General features: G+C 68.0%; 29 protein-coding genes and 1 pseudogene. 6 read left to right on the top strand and 24 right to left on the bottom strand.

The features are described 5' to 3' along the window. Positions 1–180: 180 nt before the first annotated feature. The 12 genes and pseudogenes from truA to JWQ81_RS29260 form a co-directional block, all read right to left on the bottom strand. Positions 181–990, bottom strand: coding sequence for a tRNA pseudouridine(38-40) synthase TruA (gene truA / locus JWQ81_RS29205; RefSeq protein WP_297546711.1), 810 nt, complete (start codon positions 988–990; stop codon positions 181–183). Positions 991–1,049: 59 nt separating this feature from the next. Further along, on the bottom strand, positions 1,050–1,559 hold the full coding sequence (gene rplQ / locus JWQ81_RS29210; RefSeq protein WP_366942349.1) for a 50S ribosomal protein L17: 510 nt from the start codon (positions 1,557–1,559) through the stop codon (positions 1,050–1,052). Positions 1,560–1,641: 82 nt separating this feature from the next. Beyond that, positions 1,642–2,700: a DNA-directed RNA polymerase subunit alpha gene (locus JWQ81_RS29215; protein WP_297546600.1), complete on the bottom strand. Its 1,059-nt coding sequence runs from the start codon at positions 2,698–2,700 to the stop codon at positions 1,642–1,644. 42 nt (positions 2,701–2,742) lie between these two features. Next, a pseudogene (rpsD, locus tag JWQ81_RS29220) lies at positions 2,743–3,348 on the bottom strand (30S ribosomal protein S4). A 22-nt stretch (positions 3,349–3,370) separates the two neighbouring features. Beyond that, entirely contained in the window at positions 3,371–3,778 is a 408-nt protein-coding gene (rpsK, locus tag JWQ81_RS29225; protein ID WP_297546602.1) for a 30S ribosomal protein S11, read from the bottom strand. A 41-nt stretch (positions 3,779–3,819) separates the two neighbouring features. Beyond that, entirely contained in the window at positions 3,820–4,200 is a 381-nt protein-coding gene (gene rpsM / locus JWQ81_RS29230; protein ID WP_297546603.1) for a 30S ribosomal protein S13, read from the bottom strand. A gap of 177 nt (positions 4,201–4,377) precedes the next feature. After that, a complete protein-coding gene (gene rpmJ / locus JWQ81_RS29235) occupies positions 4,378–4,491 on the bottom strand; it encodes a 50S ribosomal protein L36 (RefSeq protein ID WP_297546604.1) in 114 nt (37 codons plus the stop codon). A gap of 47 nt (positions 4,492–4,538) precedes the next feature. After that, complete coding sequence (infA, locus tag JWQ81_RS29240) at positions 4,539–4,760, bottom strand: translation initiation factor IF-1 (RefSeq protein WP_010228514.1); 222 nt, start codon at positions 4,758–4,760, stop codon at positions 4,539–4,541. Positions 4,761–4,991: 231 nt separating this feature from the next. Further along, entirely contained in the window at positions 4,992–5,465 is a 474-nt protein-coding gene (locus JWQ81_RS29245) for a DUF1707 domain-containing protein (protein ID WP_297546609.1), read from the bottom strand. 177 nt (positions 5,466–5,642) lie between these two features. Then, positions 5,643–6,029, bottom strand: a complete 387-nt coding sequence (locus JWQ81_RS29250) for a RidA family protein (protein ID WP_297546611.1) — start codon at positions 6,027–6,029, stop codon at positions 5,643–5,645. Positions 6,030–6,088: 59 nt separating this feature from the next. After that, positions 6,089–7,252, bottom strand: coding sequence for an XdhC family protein (locus JWQ81_RS29255; RefSeq protein ID WP_297546613.1), 1,164 nt, complete (start codon positions 7,250–7,252; stop codon positions 6,089–6,091). Further along, positions 7,245–8,309 (bottom strand): VWA domain-containing protein, encoded by a 1,065-nt coding sequence (locus JWQ81_RS29260; protein WP_297546713.1) that lies wholly within the window; start codon positions 8,307–8,309, stop codon positions 7,245–7,247. The genes JWQ81_RS29255 and JWQ81_RS29260 overlap by 8 nt, the downstream gene beginning before the upstream one ends. A 259-nt stretch (positions 8,310–8,568) precedes the next feature. On the opposite strand from JWQ81_RS29260, the gene JWQ81_RS29265 reads away from it, so the two are divergent. Then, entirely contained in the window at positions 8,569–9,195 is a 627-nt protein-coding gene (locus JWQ81_RS29265; protein ID WP_297546615.1) for a TetR/AcrR family transcriptional regulator, read from the top strand. Between the two features lies 1 nt (position 9,196). Here the strand turns inward: JWQ81_RS29265 and JWQ81_RS29270 are convergent, their stop codons facing one another. Genes JWQ81_RS29270 through JWQ81_RS29320 form a run of 11 tightly spaced genes read right to left on the bottom strand, consistent with a single transcriptional unit; the run spans position 9,197 to position 18,067 of the window. Then, on the bottom strand, positions 9,197–10,093 hold the full coding sequence (locus tag JWQ81_RS29270; RefSeq protein ID WP_297546617.1) for a MoxR family ATPase: 897 nt from the start codon (positions 10,091–10,093) through the stop codon (positions 9,197–9,199). A gap of 27 nt (positions 10,094–10,120) precedes the next feature. Continuing rightward, a complete protein-coding gene (locus tag JWQ81_RS29275; protein WP_297546619.1) occupies positions 10,121–10,690 on the bottom strand; it encodes a nucleotidyltransferase family protein in 570 nt (189 codons plus the stop codon). Beyond that, positions 10,683–11,489 carry an IclR family transcriptional regulator C-terminal domain-containing protein gene (locus tag JWQ81_RS29280; RefSeq protein WP_297546621.1) on the bottom strand — a complete coding sequence of 269 codons (807 nt, stop codon included), beginning with the start codon at positions 11,487–11,489 and terminating at the stop codon, positions 10,683–10,685. The genes JWQ81_RS29275 and JWQ81_RS29280 overlap by 8 nt, the downstream gene beginning before the upstream one ends. 11 nt (positions 11,490–11,500) lie before the next feature. Continuing rightward, positions 11,501–11,932, bottom strand: a complete 432-nt coding sequence (gene pcaC / locus JWQ81_RS29285) for a 4-carboxymuconolactone decarboxylase (RefSeq protein ID WP_297546623.1) — start codon at positions 11,930–11,932, stop codon at positions 11,501–11,503. Beyond that, positions 11,929–12,702: a 3-oxoadipate enol-lactonase gene (gene pcaD, locus JWQ81_RS29290; RefSeq protein WP_297546625.1), complete on the bottom strand. Its 774-nt coding sequence runs from the start codon at positions 12,700–12,702 to the stop codon at positions 11,929–11,931. The genes pcaC and pcaD overlap by 4 nt, the downstream gene beginning before the upstream one ends. After that, positions 12,699–14,027: a 3-carboxy-cis,cis-muconate cycloisomerase gene (gene pcaB / locus JWQ81_RS29295; RefSeq protein WP_297546627.1), complete on the bottom strand. Its 1,329-nt coding sequence runs from the start codon at positions 14,025–14,027 to the stop codon at positions 12,699–12,701. The genes pcaD and pcaB overlap by 4 nt, the downstream gene beginning before the upstream one ends. A 28-nt stretch (positions 14,028–14,055) precedes the next feature. Beyond that, positions 14,056–14,601 (bottom strand): protocatechuate 3,4-dioxygenase subunit alpha, encoded by a 546-nt coding sequence (pcaG, locus tag JWQ81_RS29300; RefSeq protein WP_297546629.1) that lies wholly within the window; start codon positions 14,599–14,601, stop codon positions 14,056–14,058. Continuing rightward, complete coding sequence (pcaH, locus tag JWQ81_RS29305; RefSeq protein ID WP_297546631.1) at positions 14,598–15,320, bottom strand: protocatechuate 3,4-dioxygenase subunit beta; 723 nt, start codon at positions 15,318–15,320, stop codon at positions 14,598–14,600. The genes pcaG and pcaH overlap by 4 nt, the downstream gene beginning before the upstream one ends. A 10-nt stretch (positions 15,321–15,330) precedes the next feature. Then, entirely contained in the window at positions 15,331–16,506 is a 1,176-nt protein-coding gene (locus tag JWQ81_RS29310; RefSeq protein WP_297546633.1) for a thiolase family protein, read from the bottom strand. Next, positions 16,503–17,270, bottom strand: a complete 768-nt coding sequence (locus tag JWQ81_RS29315) for a CoA-transferase subunit beta (protein WP_297546635.1) — start codon at positions 17,268–17,270, stop codon at positions 16,503–16,505. The genes JWQ81_RS29310 and JWQ81_RS29315 overlap by 4 nt, the downstream gene beginning before the upstream one ends. Continuing rightward, entirely contained in the window at positions 17,267–18,067 is an 801-nt protein-coding gene (locus tag JWQ81_RS29320) for a CoA transferase subunit A (protein WP_297546637.1), read from the bottom strand. The genes JWQ81_RS29315 and JWQ81_RS29320 overlap by 4 nt, the downstream gene beginning before the upstream one ends. A gap of 226 nt (positions 18,068–18,293) precedes the next feature. On the opposite strand from JWQ81_RS29320, the gene JWQ81_RS29325 reads away from it, so the two are divergent. Both JWQ81_RS29325 and JWQ81_RS29330 read left to right on the top strand, forming a co-directional pair. Further along, positions 18,294–19,265 carry a D-glycerate dehydrogenase gene (locus JWQ81_RS29325; RefSeq protein WP_297546639.1) on the top strand — a complete coding sequence of 324 codons (972 nt, stop codon included), beginning with the start codon at positions 18,294–18,296 and terminating at the stop codon, positions 19,263–19,265. Further along, positions 19,262–20,386 (top strand): glycerate kinase, encoded by a 1,125-nt coding sequence (locus tag JWQ81_RS29330; RefSeq protein ID WP_297546641.1) that lies wholly within the window; start codon positions 19,262–19,264, stop codon positions 20,384–20,386. The genes JWQ81_RS29325 and JWQ81_RS29330 overlap by 4 nt, the downstream gene beginning before the upstream one ends. A gap of 9 nt (positions 20,387–20,395) precedes the next feature. On the opposite strand, the gene JWQ81_RS29335 is transcribed toward JWQ81_RS29330, so the two are convergent. Further along, a complete protein-coding gene (locus JWQ81_RS29335) occupies positions 20,396–20,704 on the bottom strand; it encodes an iron-sulfur cluster biosynthesis family protein (RefSeq protein ID WP_297546643.1) in 309 nt (102 codons plus the stop codon). 174 nt (positions 20,705–20,878) lie between these two features. On the opposite strand from JWQ81_RS29335, the gene JWQ81_RS29340 reads away from it, so the two are divergent. The 3 genes from JWQ81_RS29340 to shbA all read left to right on the top strand — a co-directional run bounded on the left by JWQ81_RS29340 (position 20,879) and on the right by shbA (position 23,211). Further along, a complete protein-coding gene (locus JWQ81_RS29340; protein WP_297546645.1) occupies positions 20,879–21,670 on the top strand; it encodes an ANTAR domain-containing protein in 792 nt (263 codons plus the stop codon). A gap of 221 nt (positions 21,671–21,891) precedes the next feature. Continuing rightward, positions 21,892–22,332, top strand: a complete 441-nt coding sequence (locus JWQ81_RS29345; protein ID WP_297546647.1) for a GtrA family protein — start codon at positions 21,892–21,894, stop codon at positions 22,330–22,332. Positions 22,333–22,560: 228 nt separating this feature from the next. Then, positions 22,561–23,211, top strand: coding sequence for an RNA polymerase sigma factor ShbA (gene shbA, locus JWQ81_RS29350; protein WP_297546649.1), 651 nt, complete (start codon positions 22,561–22,563; stop codon positions 23,209–23,211). The last annotated feature ends 37 nt before the right edge of the window (positions 23,212–23,248 follow it).

Genomic DNA, 23,248 nt, shown 5'->3' on the forward strand with positions numbered 1-23,248 from the left:
GGTTAATGCATGAATATCGATTCCGGCCAGCAGCGCACCCAACTCTGGACCCGGCACCATGTCCACCAGACCTTCGGGAATTAACTGCCGCACCATCACAGCCGAAACGCTACAAGCCGGGTCTGACAGTCTCGGCCGACACGAACCTGACTAGCGCGTCGGCAGCGTCGCCAAGCTCCTTTATTGGGCCAAGCCCGGAACTAACCGCAACGCGCGGGTTTGCTCGGCGCGGGCGGCGAGCTGGTCGTCGTCGGGATAGTCCACACCGACGAGGGCGAGGCCGTGCGCGGGTGCCACCGCCACGTCACTGACCCTGGCACTGCGGCGCAGCAGGCCAGCGGGCCAGTCCGGTGGGCGCCGGCCCTGCCCCACCGCTAGCAACGCGCCCACCAGGCTGCGCACCATCGAGTGGCAGAACGCGTCCGCGGCGACATGCGCGACCAGCAGGTGCGGTTCGTCGCGGCTCCACTCGAACCGCTCCAGTGAGCGCACCGTGGTCGCGCCGTCCCGGCGGCGGCAGAACGCGGCGAAGTCATGTTCGCCGAGCAGCAGACTGCTCGCATCGTTCATCACAGAGTCGTTGAGCTGTCTAGGGTGGCTCAGCGTGTCGTACCGGCGCAGCGGCTCAACGCCCCACGGCGCGTCGCAGATCCGGTACCGGTAGTGCCGCCGCAACGCGGAGAAGCGAGCGTCGAAGGTGCGCGGCACCTGCCGCACCGAGAGCACCCGAACGTCCGGTGGCAGCAGGCGAGCCAACCGGTGGGCGAGCTGGTCGGGCGACAGCGTCTCGGGCGGCACGTCGATATGCGCGACCTGCGCGGTGGCGTGCACACCGGCGTCGGTGCGCCCCGCAACAGTGAGGTTGGCCTCGATCCGCGCCACGGTCGCCACAGCGCGCTCGACAACGCCCTGAACGGTGCGTCGCTCCGGCTGCCGAGCCCATCCCGAGAAGTCAGACCCGTCGTAACTGATATCCAGCCGGTAGCGCAGGAGCCCGCCATCCCCAGTGGGGACAGCGGGCTCCGGCAATGCGTCGCTCGGACTCAGGATTAGTCCTCGTCTTCAGGCTGAGCAGGCGACGGCGTCGCCTCTCCAGCCGGGCTCGCCTCAGGGGTGGAATCTGCGGCCTTGTCGGTTGGCTGGTTCGCCTTCGGCCGGGCCTTGAAGGCTCTGCGCTGGACTTCCTCGACCTCGGCCGCGGTGCGCTCGGTGACCAGCGCGATGATCGCCATCGGCGCGTTGTCACCCTTGCGCGGCAGCGTCTTAAGGATCCTGGTGTAGCCACCCGGCCGGGTCACGAACTGCGGGCCGATCTCCGCGACCAGCTTGTGCACCACGTCCTTGTCGCGGATCACTCGCATGATCTCACGGCGGTTGTGCAGGTCCCCTATTCGAGCCTTGCTGATCAACCGCTCGGCGAACGGGCGCAGCCGTTTCGCCTTGGCCTCGGTAGTGGTGATCCTGCCGTGGGTGAACAGCGATGTCGCCAAGTTGGCCAGCATCAGCCGTTGATGGGCCGGCGACCCGCCGAGCCGGGCACCCTTGGTCGGCGTTGGCATTCTGGTTCCCTTCGGTCGCCTCGTGAGTGCGTAACAGTGTTCTAACACTGTTACGCACTCACGAGGGGTAGAGCTGTTCGGTTTAGGCGTAGTCGTGGCCGTCGTCGGGACCGTAATCGGGGCCGTTTTCAACACCGTTCTCGCTGGCCTCGCCCCACCCGTCGATGGAGTATTCTGCCGCCACCGCCGAGGGATCGAATCCCGGCGGGCTGTCCTTGAGCTGCAGACCCAGACCAGCCAGCTTCAGCTTCACTTCGTCGATCGACTTGGCACCGAAATTGCGGATGTCCAGCAGGTCGGCCTCGCTGCGGCTGACCAGCTCGCCAACGGTGTGGATACCCTCGCGCTTGAGACAGTTGTACGACCGGACCGTGAGGTCCAGGTCCTCGATCGGCATGGCGAATGCCGCGATCGTGTCCGCCTCGGCCGGTGAGGGACCGATTTCGATTCCCTCCGCCTCGACGTTGAGCTCGCGGGCCAGGCCGAACAACTCCACCAGGGTGCGTCCGGCCGAGGCCAGCGCGTCCCGTGGGGTCAGTGACGGCTTGGTTTCCACGTCCAAGACCAGCTTGTCGAAGTCGGTCCGCTGCTCGACGCGGGTGGCTTCGACCTTATAGGTCACCTTCAGCACCGGTGAGTAGATGGAGTCCACCGGGATCCGGCCGATCTCGGCGCCGGATGCCTTGTTCTGCACCGCGGGTACATAGCCGCGACCCCGCTCTACGATCAGTTCGATCTCGAGCTTGCCCTTGCCGTTGAGGGTGGCGATGTGCAAGTCGGGGTTGTGCACGGTGACACCGGCCGGTGGCACGATGTCGCCCGCGGTGACGTCACCCGGTCCCTGCTTGCGCAGGTACATCGTCACCGGCTCATCCTCCTCAGAACCGACCACCAGTTCCTTGAGGTTGAGGATGATGTCGGTGACGTCCTCCTTGACGCCCGGCACGGTGGTGAACTCGTGCAGCACACCGTCGATACGGATACTGGTGACTGCCGCCCCGGGGATGGACGAGAGCAAGGTCCTCCGCAGCGAGTTGCCCAACGTGTATCCGAATCCCGGCTCCAGCGGCTCGATGATGAACCGAGAGCGGGTGTAGTCGACCGGCTCCTCGCTGAGGTTGGGTCGCTGAGTGATCAGCATGATTTGTTCCTCCTCTGGCGCCCGCTATTTGACGCCGTCGTGTTACTTGGAGTACAGCTCGACGATGAGCTGCTCCTGAAGTGGTACGTCGATCTGGGCCCTTTCGGGTAACCGGTGCACCAGAATCCGCATCGTTGCGGGAATCACTTGCAGCCATCCCGGCACCGGGCGGTCCCCCAAGCTCTCCTTGGCCACCACGAACGGTAGCGTCGGAACCGACTTGGGCTTGACATCGATGATGTCGAACTTCGACACTCGCAGGCTGGGCACGTTGACCTTGCCGCCGTTGACGAGAAAGTGCCCGTGGGTCACCAACTGGCGCGCCTGGCGCCGGGTGCGGGCTAGGCCAGCGCGGTAGACAACGTTGTCCAGCCGGGATTCGAGGATCTGCAGCAGCGTGTCGCCGGTCTTGCCAGCGCGCCGGTTGGCCTCCTCGTAGTACCCGCGGAACTGCTTTTACATGACGCCGTAGGTGAAGCGCGCCTTCTGCGTCTCCTGCTGCTGCAGGAGATATTCGCTCTCCTTGATCCGCGCACGGCCGTGCTGGCCGGGCGGATACGGCCGACGTTCGAAGGCCTGGTCGCCGCCGACCAAGTCGGTCTTGAGCCGACGGGACTTGCGGGTGACAGGTCCGGTGTATCGAGCCATCTCTGCTGTTCCTCCCCGCGCCCTAGACCCGGCGCCGCTTCGGTGGCCGGCAGCCATTGTGCGGCTGCGGGGTCACGTCCTGGATAGTGCCGACCTCAAGGCCGGCGGCCTGTAGCGACCGGATCGCCGTCTCGCGGCCTGAACCCGGGCCCTTGACGAAGACATCGACCTTCTTCATCCCGTGCTCAGCGGCCTTACGGGCGGCGCTTTCGGCGGCCATCTGCGCAGCGAACGGGGTGGACTTACGAGAGCCCTTGAACCCCACGTGACCCGCGGATGCCCACGCGATCACCGCACCGGTGGGGTCGGTGATCGAGACGATCGTGTTATTGAACGTCGACTTGATGTGCGCATGACCATGCGCAACGTTCTTCTTTTCCTTGCGCCGAACCTTCTTGGTGCCGGCACCTGCACGTGCTCTGGGTGGCATTCGATTGCGCTCCTACAAAGGTCTGGGTGGCTAATGGGTCGCTACTTCTTCCCGGCCTTCTTCTTGCCGGCGACCGTCTTCTTCGGACCCTTGCGGGTGCGGGCATTGGTCTTGGTTCGCTGACCACGCACCGGCAACCCGCGGCGCCACCGCAGGCCCTCGTAGCAGCCGATCTCGATCTTCCGGCGGATGTCGGCCTGGACCTCGCGACGGAGGTCGCCCTCGACCTTGTAGTTCTCTTCGATGTACTCCCGCAGCCGGACGAGGTCCTCGTCAGTCAGATCCTTGGTGCGCAGTTCCGGGCTCACCCCGGTGGCGCTGAGGATCTCGTGCGAGCGGGTACGGCCAACGCCGTAGATATAAGTCAGCGCGATCTCCATCCGCTTGTCGCGGGGTAGGTCAACGCCGGCGAGTCGAGCCATGCGAGGCGTGTCTCCTGTCTCGTCGTCCCAGGTCTGCTCCCCGTCCGCCCCGTATGACGACCGTGTTGGTCATCCGCGGGCCCCGGCCTGGCGTCCGGGGGTGGACCGATCCCTCTTGAATCGGCTGGCGCGGGGAGGTCTTCTCGCGCCGTGTGGACCAGCGGTGTCGTGCCCTGCTTAACCCTGGCGCTGCTTGTGACGCAGGTTCTCGCAGATCACCATGACCACGCCGTGGCGGCGGATCACCTTGCACTTGTCGCAGATCCTCTTGACGCTCGGCTTTACCTTCACGTCATCTCTCAGTTGTGTCGTAGTAGGTGGTCAAGCAGTTGGTGCCCTCACTTATAGCGGTAGACGATGCGGCCCCGGGACAGATCGTAGGGCGACAGCTCCACGACCACCCGATCCTCGGGCAGGATGCGGATATAGTGCTGGCGCATCTTGCCGCTGATGTGCGCGAGAACCCGGTGACCGTTCTCCAACTCGACTCGAAACATCGCGTTGGGGAGTGGTTCGACCACCCGACCCTCGACCTCAATCGCCCCGTCCTTCTTGGCCATGTCCTCCGCGTTCCTGCTCACTTCGCCGTGCCGCCAGGTAGCGGCCTTGCCGCGACACAGGCGCCCGCCAGTTCCACGACGTGGGGAGGCATCACAAGAAGTGCGGGGACGCACTGCTGAGCAGGAAGCCTGCGCAGATACCTGCAGACACGCTAGAACCGGCGCGCTGCTCGCGCCGACAGCACAGTTTACGTCCAGGTCAGCCGTCGGTCCAAACCGGCCCCGGATCGGTCACCGCGGAACGCCGGAAGCGCTGCCCCGTTCGCCTACCCAACGGGCCAAGAGCACCGCACCCCAAGGACCCGCGACCCAGATCCACCAAGGATAGATCCAGCTCATAGTGGACAGGCACACCACCGCCCAGATCACCAGGTTGATCAGGCTCGCGCCGGCCCAGGCGGTGACCGTGACCCGCCCAGGGCTCTGCCGGCGCCGTTGGTGGGACCGTCGCACCTCGGAACTAACCGTCGGGGTCGACGGCCGCGCCTGAGGCAGATCGACGGTCAGTGCGTCCAGGTCGCCATAGGTTCGGGCCGCCCAGGCCTGCTGAACCCGCTCGTCGTACTCAGTGAGGTCCAAGCGGCCGTCGGCGTGCGCTGATCGCAGCTGCTCTGCAACGCGTTCCCGATCGGCGTCCGCCGCGCGCATCCCGTTTCGTGACGACTGGCCGTCCACGATCGACATCGTGTCATTTGCCGGATCCATCGACATACCTCCAACGGGCCCTTCATGTCCACCTATCGTAACACTGTTACAAAAACTCTGCATCACCACATCAGCGCGCCGCGGAGCCGGCTGCGAGTCCTCATCACCTTGCGCTGACAAGCGACCGCCAGGGGCCGAGTCCCGGCCGTTCGCGCTCAGCGGAGCCGAGCTTTCCCCTCAGCTGGCGATCACGGCCTCCGCCTCGATCTCGACTTTCCAGCGCGGGTCGAGCAGCCCTGCGACGATCACCATGGTGGCCGCCGGACGGACCTCGGCGAACAGCTCACCGTGTACTGCACCGACCGCATGAGCGGCGGACGGGTCGACGAGGAACATTCGGGTACGCACCACGTCAGTCAGGCTCGCGCCGGCATCGGCCAGCGCTTCAGCGATGATCTCGAAGCAGCGCCAGGCCTGGACCGCCGCGTCATCTGGGCACGAGCCGTCGGGCCATACCGGCGCAGTGCCCGATACCAGCACCCGGTCGCCAACGCGGACGGCCCGCGAGAACCCGATTGTCTGTTCGAATGGCGATCCGGACGTCACCGGCTGGCGCGACACCACTGACCCATCAAAGCATGATCAGGGTTTGGGTGCTGCTGCGCGACCAAGGGCGAGTGGCGCTACGCCTTGACCGGCTCCGGTTCGGCGATGGGATTTGCGCCGTGGATGGGCCCCTCGGCATTGGCCAGCCGGGTCGCGCCGCCCCCGGTGGCGCCACCGCCCCAACGCAGCGAGATTATCTCGGCGGCGATGGAGATCGCGGTCTCCTCGGGGGTCCGGGCGCCCAGGTCAAGCCCGATCGGCGAGGCGATCTTCTTGAGCTCCTCGTCGGTCACGCCCGCCTCGCGCAGCCGGGCTTCCCGGTCCTTGTGGGTTTTGCGCGATCCCATCGCGCCGAGGTAGGCGAGGTCCAACTTCAGTGCTTCCACCAGCACCGGCACGTCGAATTTCGGGTCGTGGGTGAGGACGGTGACAACGGTCCGCTGGTCGATCCGTCCGGCCTCGGCCTCTTCCTTGAGATACCGGTGCGGCCAGTTGACGACGACCTCGTGAGCATCGGGGAAGCGGCTCTTGGTGGCGAACACCGGACGCGCATCACACACCGTCGTGTGGTACCCCAGGAGCACTCCGACCCGGGCCATCGCAGCAGCGAAGTCGATCGCGCCGAACACCAGCATCCGGGGCGGCGGCTCGAACGAGTTGACGAACACCGTCATCCCCTCGCCGCGGCGCTGCCCGTCCGGGCCGTAATGCAGGACGCCGGTGCGTCCGGTGGCCAGCAGCCCGCGGGCGTCATCGGCGACGGCGTCGTTCATCCGCGTCGAGCCGAGCGTGCCCGAGACCTTGTCGGACCAGACGATCAGGTGCCTGCCGAGGAATCCCGGCTCGACGTGCTCGACCACGGTGACCACCGCGACCGGGAGTCCTTTTTGGACGGACTCGGCAACCTCGCCGAGCTCCGGCATCGACTCGCTGTCGACCTGCTCCACGTAGACGTCGATGATCCCACCGCAGGTCAGGCCCACGGCAAAGGCGTCGTCGTCGGTGATCCCGTACCGCTGCAGGACCGGCGTGCGCTCCTCCACCACCTGCTGCGCGAGCTCGTAGACAGCGCCCTCGACACAGCCACCGGAGACACTTCCGGTCACGGTGCCGTCGGCGGCCACGAGCATCGCCGCCCCCGGCTCCCGCGGCGCCGAGGAGAACGTCGCCACGACGGTGCCCAGGCCCACGGTCTCGCCGGCGGACCAACGGCGGTACAACTCGTCCAGTACGTCACGCATCACGAATCTCCACGAGCAGATCTTCCAGGGTGGCCAGGCTGTGCCCGGCCAGCAGCCGATCGAGGTGCGGGAGAGCGGCCGCGATACCGGACTGCACCGGAGCGTATCCGTCCCTGCCCGCATGGGGATTCACCCAGAGTACGGCGTGCGCCAGCCGTCGCAGTCTGGCCAGCTGTTCGCCGAGCAGCCCGGGATCGCCACGCTCCCACCCGTCGGAGCACACCACGACCACGGATTGCCTGGCCAGACCCCGTTGGCCCCACCGGTCGAGGAAGATCCGGACGGTCTCGCCGAGCCTCGTCCCGCCGGCGAAATCCGGCACCGCGCTGCCGGCTGCCAGCATCGCGCGCTCAGGGTCGCGCTGCCGCAGCTGACGCGACACCCTGGTGAGCCTCGTGCCGAGGGTGAACACCTCGGTCGTGGTCGGCGCCGCGCGGACCAAGACGTGCGCGAACCGCAGAAGGGCGTCGGCGTACGGACTCATCGAGCCCGAAACGTCGATGAGCAGCACGACCCGCCGCGGCCGCATGGTCCGCTGTCGGTAGGCCAGCCGCACGGGCTCACCCCCGCCGGCCAACATCGCGCGCAAGGTCCTCGCCGGGTCGAGCCGGCCCCGGCGGGCAGGCCTGCGACGCAAGGATCGACGACGCGGCGGTGCGGGTCGCAGCACGGCGAACAGCTCACGGAGGTGTTCGCGCTCGGCCAGGGTCAATTCGCCGAGGTCGCGATGCCGGAGGACCTCGGTCTCGCTGGCTGCGGTCTTGACCTCGTCCGGATCGCCCTCCGACTCGCCGCTCCCCCGGGACGCGGTCAGGGAGGCGATCCTCGCCCGTTTGGGCTCCCGTAAACGCGTCTGGCCGGCCTTCGGCGGCGTCGCGTCGAACCACCGTTCAAAGGCCTCGTCGTACCGTGGGAGGTCGTCGGGATCGGCGCACAGCGTCAGTCGACCGGCCCAGTACAGCTGCGTCGGCATCGCGACATCGAGACGTTCGACGGCCCCGAGATAGGCCTGGACCCGATGGGCGTCACACGGCAAGCCGGCTTCGCGCAACGCCATGGCGAAGCCGGCGAACCCCGGCAGCGGGTCGGACACGGACACGGACACGGACACCCGAGCATTGTGCGCTCCCCGTGCACACGACTGCCCACGGACGCGCGTCCGTGGGCAGTCGGCTCACTGGCCAGCATCAAGCCCACCGGTCCGCCCCCGGCGATGACCACGTCGTAAGTCATATCTACCCCTTCGCTCATGGTTTCCATGATGCGCACAGAGTGTTTACTCAGTCAATAGTTAGTATCGTGGTAAAGTTCGCACCATGGAAAACGAAGGGCTCCGCGAGCGCAAGAAGCGCACTACCCGAGGTTGGATCGCGGACGTGGCCTCGGGGTTGTTCTTCGAACACGGCTTCGAGAACGTGACCATCGCGGACGTGGCGGAGGCCGCGGACGTCTCGAAGAAGACGGTCACCAACTACTTTCCCCGGAAGGAGGACATGTTCCTCGACCGGCAGGAGGATCGGCTGGTCGAGCTGGAGACCAGGATCCGTTCGCGGGCGGACGGTGAGTCGGTGCTCGCGGTCATGCGCAGCTATCAGCACGAACTCCTCGAGACCGGTCACCCGCTGTCGGGAGCCATCCAGGCCATCGAACCGTTCTTCCGAGTAGTCCGCCAAAGCCTCTCGCTGACCGCCCGCTGGCGCGAGATGGGCAGCGAGATGCAGGACCGGATCGCGTCCGTCCTCGCCGAGGAAGTCGCTGACAACGCGCAAGCCAGGCTTATCGGTGCGGCGATCGGCTCCGCACTCGACACGATCTACATGATCGCCGTGGACCGGATGCTGCGTGGTGACGCGCTCGAAGACGTCCGGCGCGACCAGGTCGGCGTGATCGACTCGGCGTTCGCCATGCTGGAGGACGGAATCGGGGACTACGGCAAGAAGTGACTCACGACAGCAGGGTGTCCAGCTTCGCGCGGACGCGGTCGAGGTCCTCGCTGTACTTCAGCACCGCGCCCAGCGTCCTGGCCGCCGACTCCGCGTCCAGTTCCTCGCGGCCGAGCGTCTGCAGCGCCCTCGCCCAGTCCATCGACTCGGCGACGCCCGGCGGCTTCAGCAGTTCCATCTCACGCAGCCGCCGCACCGCGCCGGCCACCTGTGTCGCGAGCCGCTCGCCCAGCCCCGGCACCTTGCGGCGGAGAATCGCGATCTCACGCGCCAGGTCGGGATGTTCGAGCCAGTGGTAGAGACAGCGGCGCTTGAGCGCGTCGTGCACCTCTCGGGTCCGGTTCGAGGTCAGCACGACCAGCGGCGGCGTGGCCGCTCGCACCTCCCCATACTCCGGGATGGTGACGGCGTTTTCGTCGAGAAGCTGCAGCAGGAACGCTTCGAACTCGTCGTCCGCGCGGTCGATCTCGTCGACGAGCAGCACGCACGGCGCTTCGGTCAACGCGCGCAGCAGTGGCCTGGCCAGCAGAAACCGCTCGGTGTAGAGCGACTGCTCGGCGGCTTCGACGTCGAGCGTGCCGACTGCCTCCAGCGCCCTCAGGTGCAACAGCTGGCGCGGGAAGTCCCACTCATACAGGGCCTGCGCGGCGTCGATGCCTTCGTGACACTGCAACCTGATCAGCGGCAGCCCGAACGCCTCGGACAGCGCGAGGGCCAACGACGTCTTCCCGGTGCCTGGTTCGCCTTCGCAGAACAACGGCCGCTGCATGCGGACCGCGAGAAACGCCGCCGTGGCAACACCCTCGTCGGCCAAGTAGCCGATCCCGTCGAGGGTTTGGGCCAGCTCGTCGGGCGAACCTATCGAATCCGTCGTCGCACCCGTCGTCGCACCCGTCACAGCTCGCAGCGTAGCTCTCCGCGGCGGTCAGCGCGTCAGATCGGCCGGGGTATCGACGTCGTGGCCACGCCCGAGGTCACCACACTCGACCAGGCGGAGATCCTCCCGGTTCGCCAGCCAGTCCCGTGCTCCGCGGTCGCCGCTCGCGCCGGCGGCGACTTCGGCCCACCAGCGGCGGCCGAGCAGGACCGGGTGGCCGGGGACGCCGTCGTAACTCGCCCGCGCCACGACGTCCGGCGCGGCGGACGCGCACACCCTCCGCAGCACTTCAGGTACGACCCAGGGAAGGTCGACGAGGTGGATGAGAACGGCATCGGCGTCAAGGCCCGCGATGGCTTCGAGGCCCGCCCGCAGCGACATGCCCATCCCTTGGGCCCAGTCCTCGGCGTAGACGGCAAGGGCCGGATCGGGCAGCAGCGACCTTGCGGTTTCGGCGTCCGCACCCAGCACCACGCGTAGCGGGGCGCACCCGCTCGCGGTGAGGACCCGCAAGGCCCGCAGCAGCAACGGCTCGTCGTCGAACTGGACCAGCGCCTTCGGCTTCCCCATCCGGCGTCCGGCGCCGGCGGCCAGCAGGAGACCCGCGGTGTCAGCCACGCGCGGCTCGCACCCGTGGCACGGCGGCGAGGTCGGCTTCGATGCCGGCGGCGGCCGCCAGCAGCGGCGGTACCAGCTCCTCGCGGACGGATTCCGTCGTGGTGCGGCTGGCATGGGTGGACAGGTTGACCGCCGCGACCACCTGCCCGCTGCGGTCCCGGATCGGGGCGGCGACCGAGCGCAGCCCCTCTTCAAGCTCCTGGTCGACCATGGCCCAGCCCTGGCGGACGACCTTGGCCAGCTCGGCCAGTACCGCATCGGACGAGGTCAGGGTGCGGGCAGTGAGCTTTTCGAGCTCGGCGCGGTAGAGATAGCGATCGAGGCTTTCCGGCGGCAACCCAGCGAGCAGGACGTGTCCCATCGACGTGGCGTAGGCCGGGAACCGGGTGCCGATGTTGATCCTGACGCTCATGATCCGCGACACCCCGACCCGCGCGACGTAGACGATGTCCGTGTCTTCCAGCACCGACACCGAGCTCGACTCGTGGACGGCGGCGGACAGGCTTTCCAGGTGCGGCTGGGCGACCTCAGCCAGTGACAGGCTCGACAGGTAGGCGTAGCCGAGTTCCAGTACGCGGGCGGTCAGGGTGAAGTACTTGCCGTCCGTGCGAACGTAACCGAGGTCGGCAAGGGTCAGCAGGAAGCGGCGGGCGGCGGCCCTGGTGAGCCCGGTCGACCGCGCGACATCGCTCAGCGTGAGCTCCTGTGCCCCGGCGTGGAACGCCTTGATCACCGCGAGCCCGCGCTCCAGCGACTGCACGTGGTACGTGCCGCGCTCGACCACTTCACCTTCGTCCATACCCGGCAACATTAGTAACCGTCGCCGTCCGCTGGTGGACGGGCGGTCGGTTCACCCAGGTCGGCAAGGGTGCGCTGGGCGATGACGAAGGCCGAGTTACCGGCCGGAGCGCCTGCGTACACCGAGGTGTGCAGGAGCACCTCGCCGATCTCGGCGGCGGTCAATCCATTGTGGACGGCAGCCCGCACGTGCATGGGCAGTTCGTCGTGACACTTCAACGCGGTCAGTGCTGCCAGCGTGATGACACTGCGCGTCCGCCGGTCCAGCTCGTCCCGGCTCCACACCGAACCCCAGGCACCGCGTGTGATGTAGTCCTGGAACGGCTGCGAGAACTCCGTAGTCCGCTCGATGGCTCGGTCGACGTGCTCGTCGCCGAGCACTTCGCGGCGCACTCGCATCCCGGCCTCGTAGGCGTTGTCGGTGTCATTGACGTTGTCGGTCATGACGAGCTCTTCAGGTGGCCGAGGATGAGGTCGATGAACGCGCTGGGCTGCTCGACGTTGCCCAGGTGGGCAGCGCCGTCGACGATCTCCAGCCGGGCGTCGGGGATCCCGGCGGCTATCCGCCGGCCGTGCTCCGGCGGGGTCGCCCGATCTTCCGCTCCGGCGATGACCAGTGTCGGAGCGGTGATGGCAGCCAGGTCAGCGGTCAGGTCCATCCGCTCGATCGCGCCGCAGCACTCGGCGTAACCATCGTCGGGCGTCGCCGTGACCATCTCCTGGAAGTAGGAGACACGGTCGGGATTCGCCTCCGCGTAAGCCGGCGTGAGCCAACGCGCGACGACGGCTTCGGCGATCGACCCGGTACCGCGGGCACGGACGGTCAGGGCCCGGTCGGCCCACATCTCGGCCGGCCCCAGCTTCGCCGACGTGCAACACAGCACGAGCGACGCCACCCGGTCCGGCGAATGCGCGCCCGCCCACATACCGGTCATGCCGCCCAACGACAGCCCGACGATGTGCGCCCGCGCGACGTCGAGTGAATCGAGTAGCGCGAACAGGTCGCCTGCCAGCTCACCGAGCGAATAGGGACCGGGCGGAACCGGCGAGTCGCCATGCCCGCGATGGTCGTAGCGGATCACGCGGAACCCGTGGTCCGACAAGGCTTTGGCCTGCGAGTCCCACATCCGCAGGTCGCTGCCCAGCGAACCGCTGAGCACGACCGCCTCACCGCCGGGCTGACCCTCGACCACGCGATGGACTTCGACCGTCACGAATTCTCCTTCCGCCGAGCCTGATGAGCGGACAGCGCGCGCTCGACGAACACCCGCGCACTGCCCAAGTAGGACTCCGGGTCGAGCAGTTCGGCGAGTTGCCCGCGGTTCAAGTGTTTTCCCACCAGAGGATCGGCCATCATCAGCTCGACGAGGTCACCGCCTTGCGCGCAGCATCTGCCGACGGCGTCGTGCGCGGCGAGTCGCCCGGTGTGCGGAACAAGCGCGGCCGTGACCCGCTCGGCGAGCAACGCACCTTCCGTGAGATCGAGGTTCACGCGCATTCGAGCCGGATCGACCCGGAGCCGCTCAAGGCTCGTGCGCAACCAGTGCACGGCCGACCCGGTGGCCCGCAACAGTTCGGTGAACGGCCGCCACTCGCTGTGCCAGGCGCCGGCCGCACGCTGGTACTCCTGTTCCATCGCCCCGAACAGCGTAGCCACCAGGCCGGGCGCCTGCCGGGCGCACGCCAGCGCGGACACCGCCGCGACCGGATTCCGCTTGTGCGGCATGGTGGACGACCCGCCGCTGCCGGGCGGCCCCTGCTCGGCGAGTTCGCCGACCTCGGTCTGCGCGAGGAGCGTGACCGTGCGGGCGATGGTGGCGACCGCGCCGGACACCTGGCCGAGCGCCGAAGCGACCTCGGCGATCCTGGTGCGTTCGGTATGCCAGGGCAACACCGGCTCGGCGAGCCCCAGCCGTTCGCTGAATGCCTTGAGTACGGCCGTCCCCGGATCACCGAGCGAGGCCAAGGTGCCCACGGCCCCGCCGAGTTGCGCCGTCGGCCTCAGGTCCCGAAGCGCGGCGGCCGCGGTATCCACACCGGACAGCCAGCCCGCCGCGGTCAGGCCGAACGTCGTCGGCAGCGCCTGCTGGAGCAACGTCCGTCCCACCTGGACAGTACTGATGTGCTCCCTGGCGAGCTCGGCCAGCAGCTCGGCACAGGCGTCCAGGTCTTCGAGCAGGACGGTGCGCGCCCTGGCCACGACGAGCATCGCCGCCGAGTCCATGACATCCTGGCTGGTGGCGCCGAAATGCACGTACCCGGCGGCGTCCCCGTGGACCTCCGCGGTCAGCGCCCGGATCAGCGGCGCGGCCGGGTTGCCGATCGCCTTCGCCCGTTCGCCCAACTCCGCGATGTCGTAGTACTCGAGGTGGCAGGCCTCGGCGATCCTGTCCGCATAGGAGCGTTGGATGAGACCGACGTCGGCCTGGGCCCCGGCCAGCGCCGACTCGACGTCCAGCAGCGCGCGCAACCAGGCCGGATCGCCGGTCTCGGCGCGCACTGGACCGGCCGCGAGCACTCCGTCGAACAGCTCGGACACCGACGCCACCCTTCCTTCCACGTTGGACTTACAGGTCGAAGAAGACTGTCTCCCCTTCGCCCTGCAAGCGCACGTCGAAGCGGTAGCCGTCGTCGGTGCGCACCGCCACCACCGTGGCCCGGCGGTCCTCCGGAACCGTGAGCAGCACCGGGTCGGCGGCGTTCGCTTCGGCGTACTCCGGGAAGTAGATCCTGGTCACCACCCGGCCGAGCATCCCCCGGGCGAAGACCGACACGTCGATGTGCGGAGCCTCGTCCTGGCTTCCGGTGCCGGGCAGCGCGCCCGGAATCACCGTGTGGATCGCGTAGTTCCCGTCTTCATCGGTCGGGGCCCGGCCGAAACCCCGGAAGCCGGTGACCGCGCCGCGCGGGTCGTCCGGGTGGTCGAAACGGCCGTCGGGATCGGCTTGCCAGGTCTCGATCAGCGCGTCGGGCACGATCTCGCCGGCACCGTCGAACACCGTGCCGCGAATCCACACCGCACCGGGTGTCCCGTCCGGGACGACGTTGGGCCCATCCGGCCAGATCAGCCCGATCGTCAGGTAAGGCCCGACGGTCTGCGAAGGCGTGCTCATTCGTCGTCCTCGTCTTCCTCGTCCTCGAACACGGACGCGTCCTTACCGCGCAGCACGATGTCGAACTCGAAGCCCAGCGCCCATTCCTCGCTCGTCCGCTCGAAGTCGAACCGCGACACCATCCGCTGCCGGGCCTTCTCGTCCGGGATCGAGTTGAAGATCGGGTCCTGGAAGAACAGCGGGTCGTCCGGGAAGTACATCTGGGTGACCAGACGCTGGGTGAACGCGCTGCCGAACACCGAGAAGTGGATATGTGCCGGACGCCAGGCGTTCCGGTGGTTCTTCCATGGATACGCACCCGGTTTGATCGTGGTGAACTCGTACCGGCCCTCGTCGTCGGTCAGGGTGCGCCCGAGCCCGTCGAAGTTCGGGTCGAGCGGCGACGGCCACTGGTCCCGCACGTGCCGGTACCGGCCGCCCGCGTTCGCCTGCCAGATCTCGATGAGCGAATTCCGCACGGGACTGCCGTCGCCGTCGAGCAGCCTGCCGCCGACGACGATGCGCTGGCCCTGCGGCTCGCCCACGTGCTGGCGGGTCAGGTCGTTGTCGAGGTCGCCGAGCCTGCCCGGGCCGAGCACCGGCCCGGTGATCTCGGTCAACATCTGGGGCAACAGCACCAGCGGCTGTTTCGGATGCCGCAAGGCGGTGGACCGATAGCCTTCGAAATCGGGTGGCGCGTGGGTGCCTTCGGGATCACGCCGGTACTCGGGCAAACGCATCAGTCGCTCCTCAGGCTTCCAAGACGACGGCGAGGCCTTGGCCAACGCCGATACAGATGGCGGCGAGTCCCCAGCCGCCACCTCGGCGGCGGAGCTCGTGGGCGAGTGAGCCGAGCAGGCGGCCGCCGGAGGCGCCGAGCGGGTGCCCGATCGCGATCGCACCACCGTTGACGTTGACGATCTCCGGGTCGAGCTTCGGCCAAGCGGCAAGGCACGCAAGCGATTGCGCGGCGAATGCTTCGTTGAGCTCGACGGCGGCCAGGTCGTCCCAGCCGATCCCGGCGCGGCGCAAGGCTATCTCCGCGGCTTCGACCGGCCCGATGCCGAACACGTCCGGGTCGACCCCGGCCGAGCCGCGACCGGCGATCCGCGCGAGCGGGGCCTTGCCCAAGCGTTCGGCTGTCACGGAGTCGCCGAGCAGCAGCGCCGAAGCGCCATCGTTGAGCGGGGACGCGTTGCCGGCCGTGACGGTCCCTTGTGGACGGAAGGCCGGTTTCAGCTTCGCCAGCTTGTCCATGCTCGAATCCGGCCGGATACCTTCGTCCCGGACGAGATCCACTCCGTCGACGCTCACGACAAGGTCGTCGTAGAAGCCGGCGTCCCAGGCTTTCGCGGCGTTGACATGGCTTCGGACAGCAAACGCGTCCTGCGCCTCACGACCGATCCCGTACCGCTCGGCCAGGATTTCGGTCGACTCGCCCAGCGAAATCGTCCACTGCTCGGGCATCCGAGGGTTGACCATCCGCCAGCCGAGCGTCGTCGAGTGCAGGGTCTGCGGGGTGGCGGGGAACGCCTTCTCCGGCTTGAGCAGCACCCAGGGCGCACGGCTCATCGACTCGACACCGCCGGCCACCACCAGCGCGGCATCACCGACCTCGATCATCCGGCTGGCCTGGATGGCCGATTCGACGCTCGACCCGCACAGCCTGTTCACCGTGCTGCCGGGGACGGACGTCGGCCAACCCGCGAGCAGCGACGCCATGCGGGCCACGTTCCGGTTGTCCTCACCGGCGGCGTTCGCGTCGCCGAAGATGACTTCGTCCACTTGGGACGGATCGAGGTCGTTGCGCTCGCCCAGCTTGCGCAGGACGCCCGCGGCCAGGTCGTCGGGCCGGACGCCGGACAGCGCACCGCCGTACCGGCCGAACGGGGTGCGGACAGCGTCCAGGATGAATACGTCGCTCATCGGCTCGCCTTCTTCAGCTCTCGCAGGATTCTCAGGTCGTCTTCGGTCGGTGCAGTGGTGGTCCTGAGGTCCTCGGCGACCTGCAACTGCCAGCCGGTCGCCTGGCGGACCTGCTCCAGCTTGACCCCCGGGTGCAGCTCTGTCAGCGTCAGTTCGCGGCTTTCCGGATCAGGACGCATGAGGCCCAGATCGGTGACCACCAAGGTCGGGCCCGCGCCCCGCAGTCCGAGGCGCTCACGGTGGCCCTTGCCGGTCCCATGGCCGAACGAGGTGATGAAGTCGACCTTGTCGACGAACGAACGGCTGCTCTGCCGCAGTACGACGAACACCTCGCGGCAGGAGGCGGCGATCTCCGGCGCGCCGCCGGCGCCCGGCAGCCGAACCTTCGGCTCGCGGTAGTCGGCGCCGATGACGGTGGTGTTGATGTTGCCGAACTTGTCGAGCTGGGCGGCGCTGAGGAAACCGACGTCGATCCGCCCGGGCTGCAACCAGTAGTTGAAGACCTCGGGCACGCTGACCACGGCGTCCGCGGTGTCGGCCAGCTCACCGTCCCCGATGGACAGCGGCAGTCGCGAGGGCTTGGCCCCCAGGCACCCGGACTCGTAGATCAGGTTCAGCGAAGGCGCGTGCGTGCGCCGGGCAAGGTTCGCCGCGGTGCTCGGCAGCCCGATCCCGACGAAGCACGACATCCCGTCGCGCAGGGCCCGGGACGCGGCGACGCTCATCATCTCATCGGATGTATACGCGATATCCGTGGTCGTCATGCCGCAACTCCGGTGAGCCATTTTCCGAACTCTTCGCGGTCTCTGCTGATCGCGTCCCACGCCTCGTAGGCCTCGTTGTCCCGAGCGTAATAGCCCGCGGCGTAGGACGGCCGTGCGCCGAACGGGACCTCCGCCACCGCCGTGACGGCCCAGCCGGGCAGCACCACCGCACCCGGTTTCGGCTCCAGCTCGTCGACGATCTCCTCGACCGTGACCAGCGCGCGTTTCGCGGCCAGGACAGCTTCCTTCTGGACCCCGGCAATTCCCCACAGCTGGACATTCCCGGCGCGATCGGCCCGCTGGGCGTGCACGATCGTCACGTCCGGGTTCAGCGCGGGGACGGCCGCGAGCTGCTCACCGGTGAACGGGCAGGTGATCGACCTGATCGTGTCGGTCTGGGCGGCCAGATCGGTGCCGGTGTACCCGCGCAGGACGGCGAAGGGCAACCCGGACGCACCGGCGACGTAGCGGTTCGCCATGCCGGCGTGGCTGTGTTCCTCGATCTCCAGCGAAACCGGCCATGAGTGCTGGACAGCGTCACGAAAGCGATGCAGCGAGCCGACTCCGGGGTTACCGCCCCAGGAGAAGACCAGCTTGCTCGCGCAGCCGGCTCCGATGAGCTGGTCGTAGACGATGTCCGGGGTCATCCGCACCAGAGTGAGGTCCTTGCGGCCCTGGCGGATGATCTCGTGCCCGGCGGCGACCGGGATGAGGTGCGTGAACCCCTCCAACGCCACCACATCGCCATCGTGCACCAGCTCGGCGACACCCTGCGCCAGCGATAGCACCTTCGCCACTGTCCACTCCATCCGCTAAGCCGCTACTCCGAGAACTGCCCTGCGTAACTGCCCCGCCAAGGCCGACTAGTTCGCATCACGCACAAACGTTCTACATGTGAACTTATCGCATCACCGGGTCGAGCGCACCCCTTACCGTCATCCGGGTGATCGGCGGCCACTTCAGGACCGTCAAAGTGCTCACACCCGTACCCCCGTCGCGGCCGATGGCCCTTAGGGTGTCGACGTGCACTCACCGGCGAGGATCGTGGTCACCAGGGACGTACCCGACGCGGCGTTGAAAGTCCTTCACGACGCCGGCGACGTCCGGGTATCCGGCGAAGACCGTCCGCTGCGGCCCGAGGAGCTGCGCGAAGCCGTCGCCGGCGCCTCCGCGGTGGTCACGATGCTGCACGACCGGATTGACAACGCCTTCGCCGAAGCCGCCGGCCCCGGGCTGCGGGTCGTGTCGAACGTAGCCGTCGGGTACGACAACATCGACGTCCCCGCGCTCCGTGCGCGCGAGGTCGTCGTGACGAACACTCCCGGCGTCCTCACCGACGCCACCGCGGACCTCACGTTCGGACTCCTGCTGGCGGTCACCCGGCGACTCGGCGAAGCCGAACGACTGCTGCGGGCAGGCACGCCGTGGTCGTTCCACCTGGGTTTCATGCTCGGAACCGGTCTGCAGGACAAAACGCTGGGCATCGTCGGTCTCGGCCAGATCGGGCAGGCCGTCGCGCGTCGCGCCCTCGCGTTCGGCATGCGGATCGCCTACACCGGCCGGAAACGGGTCACCGAAGACGTCGAGAAGGCGCTGGACACGACGTACCTGACGATGGACGAACTGCTGCGAGAGGCCGATGTCGTCTCGCTGCACTGCCCGCTGACCCCGGCGACCAGGCATTTGATCAACGCCGAAACGCTGCGCGCGATGAAGCCCGGCGCGTTCCTCGTCAACACCACGAGGGGGCCGGTCGTGGACGAGCCCGCGCTGGCCGAGGCGCTGGCCGGCGGCGTCATCGCCGGTGCCGCACTGGATGTCTTCGAAAAGGAACCGGAGGTCGAGCCCCGCTTGCTGACCATGGAGAACGTCGTGGTGACCCCGCACCTGGGGTCGGCCACCGTGGAGACGAGGACAGAGATGGCCCTGCTCGCCGCACGCAACGTCGCGTCGGTACTCGCCGGAAACGGCCCGTTGAACGAGGTGCGCGCATGATTCGCATAGTGATCGCGCCGGACAAGTTCAAGGGCAGTGTGACCGCGGTCGAGGCCGCCGACGCGATCGCCCTCGGGGTCCGTGACGCGCTGCCGGACGCGGTGATCGAGACCTGCCCGGTCGCCGACGGCGGCGAAGGCACGCTCGACGTTCTCGCCGCGGCAGGCGCCCGGGTGGTGAACCTGACCGTGCGCGGCCCGCTGGACGCTCAGGTCGAGGCGACGTACGCCGTGCTCGACGGCACTGCGTATATAGAGTCGGCGCGGGCCTGCGGCATCGAGTTCGTCACGCCGTCGGCCGAGGTCGCGCTGCGGGCGCACACCTACGGCGTCGGGGAGCTGCTCGCGCACGCACTCGAAGGCGGAGCCGAACGCCTCGTGCTGACGGTCGGCGGCACGGCCAGCACCGACGGCGGTGCCGGAATGCTCCAGGCGCTCGGCGCTCAACTGGTCGACGACGCCGGCGAACAGCTCGGACTCGGCGGCGGCGCGCTGGCGCGGATCGCCAAAGCGGACCTCACCGCGGTCACCGCGAAGCTCGGCGGCGTGCCGGTAGTCGTCGCCACCGACGTCACCAACCCGCTGCTCGGCGAGCGCGGAGCGGCCGCGGTGTTCGGCCCGCAGAAGGGCGCGGGCCCCGCCGAACTCGCCACGCTCGAAAGCGCGCTGACCTCGTGGGTCGACATCCTGCGTGCGGCCGGCACACCGGACGTGTCCGGGGTGACCGGTGCCGGTGCGGGCGGCGGGATCGCCGGCGGCGCCATCGCCGGTCTCGGTGCGACGGTCGCTTCCGGCTTCGACCTGATCGTCGGGCTGACCGGCGTCGAGGCGGCGCTGGACCGCGCGGACGTCGTGATCACCGGCGAAGGCTCGCTCGACACCCAAAGCCTCGACGGCAAGGCACCCGCCGGCATTTCGAAACGCGCGGCCGCCCGGGGGATCCCGCTGCTGGCGATCGCCGGCCGGATCCAACTCACCGAAGCCCAGCTCGCCGGCCTAGGCGTCGTCGGCAGCCGCGCGCTGATCGACCACGCGCCCTCGCTCGCCCATGCCCAAACCCACGCGGCGGAGATGCTGCGGGAACAGGCTGCCGAACTGATGCGGGCCTGGGCCGAGGGTTGATGTCCGGTACTAGGCCTCTGGCTGGTCCGGCTGGGTCATCACGGCGAAGTTGAGCTGGCCCTTGTCGTCCTCTTGGAGGTCGAGGACCTTGTCGTCGAGGAACTCGGCCGCGCGGGGTTCGAGGAAAACCTGGGCGCCGGCGTCGGTCCCGAGGACCTTGTCGCCTGCCTCGGGTTCGGGGGCCACGGACAGCGCGAGCTGCGCGCCGTCGGCCTGCTGATCCTGGACGGCGAACCGGAGGCCGCCGTGTTCCGGCGCGCCCTCCTGGGTGGTGAGTGCGCTGATCGCCGCTACGGCGGCTTCGGTCATGGCGAGCATCTTCGGCCTTCCCTTCGGTCGTGGTCGTCGCGCTCTTGACCATCCACCGTAGGGGCGCAGCGGGCAGGCCGCGCGCTGACACCGGCGTCGGGGCGCTCCCGCCCAGCTCAAGCACCCAAGTCGACGGAGTCACAACTATGCTGCTGGTCCAGCGTTCCCAGGGAGGCGTGTCACGTGACCGTGTCAGGCAACCAACGTGACGACCGCACCACGAAGTACGCGCTCGGGCCTGAACTGCTCGAACGCTTGCTGGACCACCTGCACACCCGCATCGACGGCTGCCTCGGCGTCGGCCTGAGCGCGTCCGCGCCCGAACCGCACTCGCTGTACGCGGTGGGGATCGCGCGCGAACTCGACGCCTTGCAGTGGGAGGTGAACGACGGCCCGCTCGTGCTGGCCACCATGGAGCAGGAAGCGACGATGGCCGCCGAACTCGCGGACGAGCGGGAGTGGCCACGGCTGGCGGCCGCGATGGCGGCGAGTGCGCTCGTCTCCGGCCCGGTCGCGACCATGATCGTCGCGGGCAGCTGGAACGACGAGGGACCGATCGTGCTCAGCGTCTACCTCGACCACCAGCCGAACGGCAACGACCTGCGCGCGGTCGAGGAGATCGAACCGGTCCTCGCGATGGCCGCGGCGCTCGTCGAGTTCTGTTCCGAGGAGATCGTCCGGAGCGACCAGCTGCTCTCGATGGTCGAGCACCGGCGGATCATCGAACAGGCCAAGGGCATGATCATGGCGGCGCGCGGCTGCGACGGCGGCACGGCGTTCCGGCTCCTCGTCACCACGAGCCAGCACTTCAACATCAAGCTCCGCGAACTGGCGACGGCCACGGTGGAACTCGTCGGCCAAGCGCCGGCCGAAAGCGCGGGCGGCGACGGCGTCAAGGGTGTCGATCCGGTGGAGACGCCGCATGGCGCCGCCAGGGACGCGGCCCAGCGGATGTGGGCCGCGCTGCGCGACTAGCGGCGCTCTGCGTCCGATGCCGTCTGTGCGAGGCCCCTTCAGTGCCACCCTTGTGGCGTCCAACGCCATCAGCGTGGCCCTGAGGGGTCTTTAGCGAGCGCCAACTCGGCCAAAACTGTTTCTATTCCCGCAGGTCCCCGGTTTGCGCTGTCGTACTGATCACAATTTTTCAGCTGGTTCAACAGGTTCACAAGTTCGTGAATCGGCGTATTCTGGGGACCATGACCACCATTGGGTGGGCGGGCGCGCCGGCGGCCACCACGACCAAGCAGCACGAACTGGGCAGCCAAGCCGCCTGGTACCTCGCTGCCGGCGCCATCACCACGGCGATTCAGTCGGCACTCTTCCTCTTCCTGCAGCCCGACGTCGGCGCCCAACCGGCCAATCTCGTCGCCATCGCGCTGACGACCATCGGCAATACCGAGTTCCACCGACGGGTGACATTTGCGGACCGGCCGAGCAACGCCGGGAAACGGCATGTGCAGGATTTGCTGACGTTCGCCTTCTACGCCGGATACAATTCAGTCGTCCTTCTATTTGTGGACGCAATCGTCAATAACCCGTCTGCCCTGCTCCAGACCATCGTCTTGCTGGTGGCGAGTTTTGTCGGCGGAGTCGTCCGGTTCGCCGCGCTCCGCTGGTGGGTCTTCGCGCGATCCTGAGATCGCGCAATCGGAGCAACACGGGCCGTCACCGTTGCACTGCTGCAACCGGGGTATCTCTAGTTGAAATCTGGACGGCCGGGCCATTGCCCCCTACGATTACGCTGAGTCGCAGCCACAGCAGGTGAACTGAGAAATTTTGGACCACTCGCTGACGGAAAGTAACTAAGCGTGGGCCCAGCGCGATTAATCGTCGCTCGGTCGGCCGGGGAGACGATCATGCGAGTTATGCCTAGCGAGACCGAACGGCTTGTCGAAAAGCCGGTCGAGGGCTACACGACACCCGAGACGCTGCCACGCCCGGGCGGCCGGTTGACGAAGGAAGAACTCGACCCGCTGGTTCGCGACGCCGCGAACCACAACCCGGCGGCGATCGACGCGCTGATCGCCATGATCAGGCCCGTCGTCGCCCGGTACTGCCGGGCTCGGATGGGTGGTCGCGACCTGTCCTACCTCTCGGCCGACGATGTCGCGCAAGAGGTCTGCCTCGCGGTCCTCAAAGCCCTGCCGGGCTACCAGGATCGCGGCGGTTCCTTCCTTTACCTCGTGCACGCGATCGCCGCCAACAAGGTGGCCGACGCCTACCGCGCGGTGTCGCGCGACCGGTCCGACCCGGTTCCCGAGCTGCCGGAACGCCCACTCGTCGACAACGAGCCCGAGCGCCACGCCCTGCACGTCGATCTCGGCGACCGGCTGAACAAGCTGCTCAGCCAGTTGCCCAAGACGCAGCAGGAAATCCTCGCCCTCAGGATCGCGGTCGGGCTGTCCGCCAACGAGACCGCCGAAGCCCTGGGCATCTCCCCCGGCAACGTCCGCGTCACCCAGCACCGGGCCCTGACCCGACTGCGCACCATGGTCACCCGCGCCGACGACTTCTAGCGGGCACTTTTGTACTTTTGTGCCCTCGTTGAAGTCT

The sequence above is a fragment of the Amycolatopsis sp. genome (assembly GCF_025464955.1).
Classification (GTDB): Bacteria; Actinomycetota; Actinomycetes; order Mycobacteriales; family Pseudonocardiaceae; genus Amycolatopsis.

Bases quoted from the DNA above. Each gene is read 5' to 3' on its own strand.
- JWQ81_RS29280 (WP_297546621.1), bottom strand. From the start codon at position 11,489: ATGGACGAAGGTGAAGTGGTCGAGCGCGGCACGTACCACGTGCAGTCG.
- JWQ81_RS29245 (WP_297546609.1), bottom strand. From the start codon at position 5,465: ATGGATCCGGCAAATGACACGATGTCGATCGTGGACGGCCAGTCGTCA.
- rpsK (WP_297546602.1), bottom strand. From the start codon at position 3,778: ATGCCACCCAGAGCACGTGCAGGTGCCGGCACCAAGAAGGTTCGGCGC.
- JWQ81_RS29215 (WP_297546600.1), bottom strand. From the start codon at position 2,700: ATGCTGATCACTCAGCGACCCAACCTCAGCGAGGAGCCGGTCGACTAC.
- pcaC (WP_297546623.1), bottom strand. From the start codon at position 11,932: ATGACCGACAACGTCAATGACACCGACAACGCCTACGAGGCCGGGATG.
- rpsM (WP_297546603.1), bottom strand. From the start codon at position 4,200: ATGGCTCGACTCGCCGGCGTTGACCTACCCCGCGACAAGCGGATGGAG.
- JWQ81_RS29335 (WP_297546643.1), bottom strand. From the start codon at position 20,704: ATGCTCGCCATGACCGAAGCCGCCGTAGCGGCGATCAGCGCACTCACC.
- JWQ81_RS29260 (WP_297546713.1), bottom strand. From the start codon at position 8,309: ATGGCGTTGCGCGAAGCCGGCTTGCCGTGTGACGCCCATCGGGTCCAG.
- JWQ81_RS29345 (WP_297546647.1), top strand. From the start codon at position 21,892: ATGACCACCATTGGGTGGGCGGGCGCGCCGGCGGCCACCACGACCAAG.
- JWQ81_RS29330 (WP_297546641.1), top strand. From the start codon at position 19,262: ATGATTCGCATAGTGATCGCGCCGGACAAGTTCAAGGGCAGTGTGACC.
- pcaH (WP_297546631.1), bottom strand. From the start codon at position 15,320: ATGCGTTTGCCCGAGTACCGGCGTGATCCCGAAGGCACCCACGCGCCA.
- rplQ (WP_366942349.1), bottom strand. From the start codon at position 1,559: ATGCCAACGCCGACCAAGGGTGCCCGGCTCGGCGGGTCGCCGGCCCAT.
- JWQ81_RS29265 (WP_297546615.1), top strand. From the start codon at position 8,569: ATGGAAAACGAAGGGCTCCGCGAGCGCAAGAAGCGCACTACCCGAGGT.
- infA (WP_010228514.1), bottom strand. From the start codon at position 4,760: ATGGCCAAGAAGGACGGGGCGATTGAGGTCGAGGGTCGGGTGGTCGAA.
- JWQ81_RS29255 (WP_297546613.1), bottom strand. From the start codon at position 7,252: ATGCGTGACGTACTGGACGAGTTGTACCGCCGTTGGTCCGCCGGCGAG.
- shbA (WP_297546649.1), top strand. From the start codon at position 22,561: ATGCCTAGCGAGACCGAACGGCTTGTCGAAAAGCCGGTCGAGGGCTAC.
- JWQ81_RS29310 (WP_297546633.1), bottom strand. From the start codon at position 16,506: ATGAGCGACGTATTCATCCTGGACGCTGTCCGCACCCCGTTCGGCCGG.
- JWQ81_RS29315 (WP_297546635.1), bottom strand. From the start codon at position 17,270: ATGACGACCACGGATATCGCGTATACATCCGATGAGATGATGAGCGTC.
- pcaG (WP_297546629.1), bottom strand. From the start codon at position 14,601: ATGAGCACGCCTTCGCAGACCGTCGGGCCTTACCTGACGATCGGGCTG.